The sequence below is a fragment of the Pseudomonas sp. Pseusp97 genome (genome assembly GCF_047304025.1).
In the GTDB taxonomy this organism is placed as follows: Bacteria; Pseudomonadota; Gammaproteobacteria; order Pseudomonadales; family Pseudomonadaceae; genus Pseudomonas.
Genome location: NZ_JBGLYK010000269.1, coordinates 1 through 6,750, shown reverse-complemented (window position 1 = coordinate 6,750; position 6,750 = coordinate 1). Strand labels below are relative to the sequence as shown.

Annotated in this window: 7 protein-coding genes; 6 read left to right on the top strand and 1 reads right to left on the bottom strand. The window is 65.9% G+C overall.

Features of this window, described 5'->3' with window-relative positions:
- A partial coding sequence (gene tagH, locus ACCC94_RS26585) for a type VI secretion system-associated FHA domain protein TagH (RefSeq protein WP_413352597.1) occupies positions 1–619 on the bottom strand: 619 nt, incomplete at its 3' end.
- Positions 620–1,003: 384 nt separating this feature from the next.
- On the opposite strand from tagH, the gene tssA reads away from it, so the two are divergent.
- The 6 genes from tssA to tssF all read left to right on the top strand — a co-directional run.
- Positions 1,004–2,023 (top strand): type VI secretion system protein TssA, encoded by a 1,020-nt coding sequence (gene tssA, locus ACCC94_RS26580; protein WP_413352596.1) that lies wholly within the window; start codon positions 1,004–1,006, stop codon positions 2,021–2,023.
- Between the two features lie 85 nt (positions 2,024–2,108).
- The gene (tssB, locus tag ACCC94_RS26575; protein WP_017518696.1) at positions 2,109–2,627 is read left to right on the top strand and encodes a type VI secretion system contractile sheath small subunit; all 519 of its coding nucleotides are present in this window, start codon (positions 2,109–2,111) and stop codon (positions 2,625–2,627) included.
- A 16-nt stretch (positions 2,628–2,643) separates the two neighbouring features.
- Complete coding sequence (gene tssC / locus ACCC94_RS26570; protein WP_017518697.1) at positions 2,644–4,137, top strand: type VI secretion system contractile sheath large subunit; 1,494 nt, start codon at positions 2,644–2,646, stop codon at positions 4,135–4,137.
- 91 nt (positions 4,138–4,228) lie between these two features.
- Positions 4,229–4,717 (top strand): Hcp family type VI secretion system effector, encoded by a 489-nt coding sequence (locus ACCC94_RS26565; RefSeq protein WP_413352595.1) that lies wholly within the window; start codon positions 4,229–4,231, stop codon positions 4,715–4,717.
- 92 nt (positions 4,718–4,809) lie between these two features.
- Positions 4,810–5,328, top strand: a complete 519-nt coding sequence (tssE, locus tag ACCC94_RS26560) for a type VI secretion system baseplate subunit TssE (RefSeq protein ID WP_413352598.1) — start codon at positions 4,810–4,812, stop codon at positions 5,326–5,328.
- The coding region (gene tssF, locus ACCC94_RS26555; RefSeq protein ID WP_413352594.1) for a type VI secretion system baseplate subunit TssF at positions 5,325–6,750 on the top strand (1,426 nt) is incomplete at its 3' end. The genes tssE and tssF, both read left to right, overlap by 4 nt.

Sequence of the window (6,750 nt, the reverse complement as noted above, 5' to 3'; positions counted from 1 at the left end):
GCGCTGGCGTGGAAATGGCCGGGGCCGGCGGCAGCGTTGCCGCGGGCGGACGAAAGTCGTGGCGCTCGGCCGGCACATGGTCGGCAACAGGCGCCGGAGCCGGCGCTGACGGCGCGAGAAAGTCGAACAGGTCGGGCAGGGTTTCCTGCGGGGAAACGCCCTGCAGATGCGCCGAGGCCGAGGCGCTGAAGGGGGTATCCGGGATCGGCGCGGGGGCCGATTGATGGGCGGCCATCAGCGCTTCGAAGCTGTTCGCCGAGTCCGCCGCGGCAAAGGGCGAAGCGCCGGACGCCAGGCCGGTTTCAATGCGCGCCTGGATCTCGTAGTCACCGATACGGATAACTTCGCCATCTTCCAGAAGTTCACTGCTGCCACGGCGCATGCGAACTCCGGCATTGACCAGTTCCACGCCGTTCGTGCTGTTATCGGTGAGGAAGTAGCGCCCATCCTTATATTGAATGAGGCAATGTCGCGAAGAAACCAGGCGCGCAGGGTCCGGTAATACCCAGTCATTGTCGGGATTACGGCCAATTGCCATCACGCCGGTATCCAACGTCATTTCGGGACATTGGCCGGGGGTGATCTTGTGATAACTGGTGATGGTCAAACGCAGCGCCATTTAGCCTCCCTGCCTGCTCCGCTTCCCGTCGTCCCATCCAGGGACAACCCAACCCTCATGCGGGTTCCACACTTTTTCCTACAAGCGTGAACCCTTGATTCTGAAGGGCCGACGGCGGAAACCGCGCGATCTTATCCTTGCTTCCTATGACCGGCAAATACGAATCGCCGAAGAACTTCTCGACTCTTTGGTGCGGGTCACAACTGCAGTAACGCGTAAATAGCTTACCTTGACAACAGCAACTACTAAACCAAAAATGGCGACTTCATCGCAAATATGTGATGGCTCAGTGATATTAGCTGAGGGCAACTTCCCACAGAAATAACATGGAAACTTCTGGGGACTTTGTCAGCCAAATCCACACCGATAGGGAGATCGACTACTGTGGATGGATCGCTTTTGCTCGCCTCGATTTCAGAGAGCGCGCCTTGTGGCGTTGACCTGGAATACGACAGCGAATTCCTGCAACTCGAACGCGATGCCCAGGGGCGCCCCGAGCGCAGCATGGGCGACGTGGTTCAGGCCGCCGAGCCGCCGGACTGGCGCGCCATCGAGCAGGCCAGCAGCAGCCTGCTGCAACGCAGCAAGGACCTGCGCATCACCCATTTCCTGGTGCAGAGCAGCCTGGCGCTGGACGGTCTCGAAGGCCTCGCGGCTCGCCTGACGCTGGTCAGCGAGCTGCTCTCGCGCTACTGGGCCGAACTCTACCCGCGCCTGGACGCCGACGATGACAACGACCCCACCGTGCGGGTCAACACCCTCGCCGGCCTGACCTGCGACACCAATCTCGCTTTGCTGCGCACTGCCGTGCTGCTGCGCTCGCGGGTGTTCGGCACGGTGACCGTGCGCGCCGCGCTCAACGCCGCCGGCCTGCTGCCGGCCAGCGATGAAATGCTGAGCGCCGACGAGCTCAATGGCGCCCTGCGCGACAGCGACCCGGCAGAACTCGAAGCCACCCGCGCCGCCATCCTGAGCGCGCTGGAGGCCGCCCAGGCCATCGAGCGCCAGGTTGCCGAGCAGGTCGGCTCCGACCGCGGCGTCGACCTGCAGCCCCTGCGCCAGCCGCTGAAACTGGCCCTGCAGGTGCTCGGCGACAGCGCGCAGCCCGAGGTTGATGGCATCGACGAGGCGCCGCACCAGCAGTCCAACACTGAAACCGCGGCTGCCGCGGCCAGCGCGCCCCACGCCAATGGCGAAATCCGCAACCGCGACGATGTACGCCGCAGCCTCGACCGGCTGCTGGAGTACTACGCCCGCCACGAGCCTTCCAGCCCCTTGCCCGTACTGCTCAACCGCGCGCGCACGCTGGTCGATGCGGATTTCGCCAGCATCGTGCGCAACCTCATCCCCGACGGCATCAGCCAGTTCGAAAACCTGCGCGGCCCCGACGCGGACCAGGCCTGACCGGCCGGGAAACGGGATCACGCGAAATCGATGACGGCCCGCGGGCCGACACGCAGCGTCGCGTCAGGCGACCAGGAGAGAAGCCATGTCCAGCAACAGCAGTTCCCAGAAGTTCATCGCACGCAATCGCGCCCCGCGGGTGCAGATCGAATACGACGTCGAGCTGTACGGCGCCGAGAAAAAGGTCCAGCTGCCCTTCGTCATGGGCGTGATGGCCGACCTCACCGGCAAGCCCGCCGAACCGCTGGCACCGGTGGCCGAGCGCAAGTTCCTGGAGATCGACGTCGACAACTTCGACTCGCGTCTCAAGGCCATGAAGCCGCGGGTGGCCTTCAACGTCCCCAACGAGCTGACCGGCGAAGGCAACCTGAGCGTCGACATCACCTTCCAGAGCATGGACGACTTCAGCCCGGCGGCCGTGGCGCGCCAGGTGGACTCGCTCAAGCAGCTGCTGGAAGCGCGCACCCAGCTGGCCAACCTGCTGACCTACATGGACGGCAAGACCGGCGCCGAGGAAATCATCATGAAGGCGATCCAGGACCCTGCCCTGCTGCAGGCCCTGGCCAGCGCGCCGAAACCCCAGGACAACGAGCCCCAGGCCTGATCAGAGGAGGATCACCATGAGCGAGATGATGCGTGAAGAGCAGGCCATCCAGGCGGCCGGCGAGCAGACCAGCGAATTCGCCAGCCTGCTGATGCAGGAATTCAAACCCAAGACCGAACGGGCCCGCGAAGCGGTGGAAACCGCCGTGCGCACCCTGGCCGAGCAGGCCCTGGCGCAGACCGACCTGATCTCCAACGATGCGATCAAGTCCATCGAGTCGATCATCGCCGCCATCGACGCCAAGCTCACCGCCCAGGTCAACCAGATCATCCACCACGCCGACTTCCAGCAGGTGGAAAGCGCCTGGCGCGGCCTGCACTACCTGGTGAACAACACCGAGAGCGACGAGCAGCTGAAGATCCGCGTGCTCAACATCGCCAAGCCCGAGCTGCACAAGACCCTGAAGAAATTCAAGGGCACCGCCTGGGACCAGAGCCCGGTGTTCAAGAAGCTGTACGAGGAAGAGTACGGCCAGTTCGGCGGCGAGCCCTACGGCTGTCTGGTGGGCGACTACTACTTCGACCAGTCGCCGCCGGACGTCGAGCTGCTCGGCGAGCTGTCCAAGGTCTGCGCGGCGATGCACGCGCCGTTCATTTCGGCCGCCTCGCCCACCGTGCTGGGCATGGGCTCCTGGCAGGAGCTGTCGAACCCGCGCGACCTCACCAAGATCTTCACCACGCCCGAATACGCCGGTTGGCGCTCGCTGCGCGAGTCCGAAGATTCGCGCTACATCGGCCTGACCATGCCGCGCTTCCTCGCGCGCCTGCCCTACGGCGCGAAGACCGACCCGGTGGAAGCCTTCGCCTTCGAGGAAAACACCGACGGCGCCGACAGCAGCAAGTACACCTGGGCCAACGCCGCCTACGCCATGGCGGTGAACATCAACCGCTCGTTCAAGCACTACGGCTGGTGCTCGCGCATCCGCGGCGTGGAATCGGGCGGCGAAGTGCCGAACCTGCCGGCGCACACCTTCCCCACCGACGACGGCGGCGTGGACATGAAGTGCCCGACCGAAATCGCCATTTCCGACCGCCGCGAGGCGGAGCTGGCGAAGAACGGCTTCATGCCGCTGCTGCACAAGAAGAACACCGACTTCGCCGCCTTCATCGGCGCGCAGTCGCTGCAGAAGCCGGCCGAGTACGACGACCCGGACGCCACCGCCAACGCCAACCTGGCCGCGCGCCTGCCGTACCTGTTCGCCACCTGCCGCTTCGCGCATTACCTCAAGTGCATCGTTCGCGACAAGATCGGCTCCTTCAAGGAGAAGGACGAGATGCAGCGCTGGTTGCAGGACTGGATCCTCAACTACGTCGATGGCGACCCGGCGCACTCCACCGAGACCACCAAGGCCCAGCACCCGCTGGCCGCCGCCGAAGTGGTGGTCGAGGAAGTCGAGGGCAACCCCGGCTACTACAACTCCAAGTTCTTCCTGCGTCCGCACTATCAGCTCGAAGGGCTGACAGTGTCGCTGCGGCTGGTTTCCAAACTGCCGTCGGCCAAGGGCGCCTGATCGGGCGCGACGCGGGTTCTGCAAAGCGGCGCCGTCGGACCGGCGCCGTCCCTGACACCTTCCATTCGGTCACTGCACCACAGGAGAAAACATGGCTGTCGATATCTTCATCAAGATCGGCGACATCAAAGGCGAGTCGATGGACAAGACTCACAAGGACGAGATCGACGTACTGAACTGGAGCTGGGGCATGACCCAGTCCGGCAACATGCACGTCGGCGGTGGCGGTGGCGCAGGCAAGGTTTCCATCCAGGACCTGACCCTGACCAAGTACGTCGACAAGGCGACCCCGAACCTGATGATGCACTGCTCCAGCGGCAAGCACATCGACAAGGCGGTGCTGACCGTGCGCAAGGCGGGCGGCGACAACCAGGTCGAGTACCTGATCATCACCCTGCAGGAAGTGCTGGTCACTTCGCTGCACACCGGTGGCTCGGGCGGCGACGACCGCATCACCGAGACCGTCTCGCTGAACTTCGGCCAGGTCTCGGTGGACTACCAGCCGCAGAAAGCCGACGGCGGCAAGGATGGCGGTCCGATCAAGTACGGCTGGAACATCCGCCAGAACATCAAGAAGTAAGCCTGCATGCCCCCGTCGCCTGAGCGCCGGGGGCTTGCTTGCGGGCAGCGGGAGCGCAAGCGCCCTGCCCCGCCTCTGCGTACAGGATTCCTCTGTTGGTAGCCGACCTGACTTCCCGCGAGCGCCTGCAGCCATCGCTGCTCGACCGCCTCACCGATGATGCCCCCGGCACCCCGCACGACGCGCCGGGCCGGCGTGCCTTCTCGCACAACGAGCTGCGTGCGGCGGTGCTGCGCGACCTCGCCTGGCTGCTCAACTCCACCGCCTTGCTCGACCCCGAGCGCAGCCGCCAGACGCCCGCCGGCACCTCGGTGCTGAACTACGGCCTGCCGCCGCTGGCCGGCAACAGCGCTTCGAGCATCGACGTGCTGGCCCTGGAGGGCCTCATCCACCAGGCCATCGCCACCTTCGAGCCGCGCATCCTGCGCCACACCCTGCGCGTGCGTGCGCACAAGGCCACCGGCGAGATGAACCACAACGCCCTGAGCTTCGAGATCGAGGGCGACCTGTGGGCGCAGCCGGTGCCTCTGCCCCTGCTGCTGCGCACCGAGCTGGACCTGGAATCCGGCCACGTCTCCGTGGTGCCGGCACAACAGCGGAGGCGCGCATGAACCCTCGCCTGCTGGAGATGTACAACCAGGAGTTGCAGCACATCCGCGAAGGCGCGGCGGAATTCGCCCGCGACTACCCGAAGATCGCCAGCCGCCTGAGCCTGGCCGGCATGGAGTGCGCCGATCCGTACGTCGAGCGCCTGCTCGAAGGCTTCGCCTGGCTCACCGCGCGGGTGCAGCTCAAGCTCGACGCCGAATACCCGACCTTCACCCACAACCTGCTGGAAGTCGCCTACCCGCACTACCTCGCCCCGACCCCGTCGATGTGCGTGGTGCAGATGCAGACCAACCCCGACGACGGCTCCCTCAACGATGGCTTCCGTCTCCCCCGGCAGAGCGTGCTGCGCGCGCCGCTGGGCAAGGAAGGCCAGACGCCCTGCGAATTCCGCAGCGCCCATGAAGTGACCCTGTGGCCGTTGCGCGTGGCCCAGGCCGAGTACATCGCCAACCCCGCCGCCGAACTCGGCCGCCTGGCCGCTGCCGAACCGCGCGCCAAGGCCGCGCTGCGCCTGACCCTGCGCAGCGGCGTGGAAGTCCCGTTCAACAGCCTGGCGCTGGAGAACCTGCCGCTCTACCTCAACGGTGTCGACGAAGTGCCGGTACGCCTGTACGAGCAGTTGCTCGGCAACGCCTGCGCGGTGTTCGCCTGCCAGAGCGGCCGCGACTGGGTCGAGCGGCTGCCCGCCGACGCCCTGCGCCCATGCGGTTTCGATGACGAGGACGCCGCCCTGCCGGTGGTGCCCCAGGCGTTCCAGGGCTACCGCCTGTTGCAGGAGTACTTCGCCCTGCCGCAGCGTTTCCTGTTCGTCGACATTACCGGGCTGCAGCGCGCGGTGCGCCGCTGCGAGGGCGAGGAGCTGCAACTGATCGTGCTCTTCGACCGCCTCGACAAGCAGTTGCAGGGCCAGGTCGGCGCCGAGCAGTTCGTGCCCTTCTGTACGCCGGCGATCAACCTGTTTCCAAGGCGCCTGGACCGCATCCACCTCAGCGAGCGGGTCCATGAGCACCACGCCATCGCCGACCGCACCCGGCCGATGGATTTCGAGATCCACTCGCTGACCTCGGTCAGCGGCCACGGTACCGGCGCCGACCAGACCTTCCTGCCCTTCTACGCCGTGCGCGATCCGTCACGCTATGGCCAGGAGAAGGCCTATTACATCCTGCGCCGCGAGCAGCGCGTGCTCTCCAGCGAGCAGCGGCGCAGCGGTTCCCGCTCCAGCTACGTGGGCAGCGAAACCTTCATCAGCCTGGTGGACAGCCAGCAGGCGCCCTATCGCCACGACCTGCGCCAGCTGGGCCTGGGCGCGCTGTGCACCAACCGCGACCTGCCGCTGTTCATGAACCCCGGCAGCGGCAGCAGCGACTTCACCCTCGCCGACAGCGCCCCGGTGCAGGCGGTGCGCTGCCTCACCGGCCCCAGCC

Excerpts from the sequence above, each read along its gene's own strand:
- tssB (WP_017518696.1), top strand. The coding sequence starts at position 2,109 with ATGTCCAGCAACAGCAGTTCCCAGAAGTTCATCGCACGCAATCGCGCC.
- ACCC94_RS26565 (WP_413352595.1), top strand. The coding sequence starts at position 4,229 with ATGGCTGTCGATATCTTCATCAAGATCGGCGACATCAAAGGCGAGTCG.
- tssC (WP_017518697.1), top strand. The coding sequence starts at position 2,644 with ATGAGCGAGATGATGCGTGAAGAGCAGGCCATCCAGGCGGCCGGCGAG.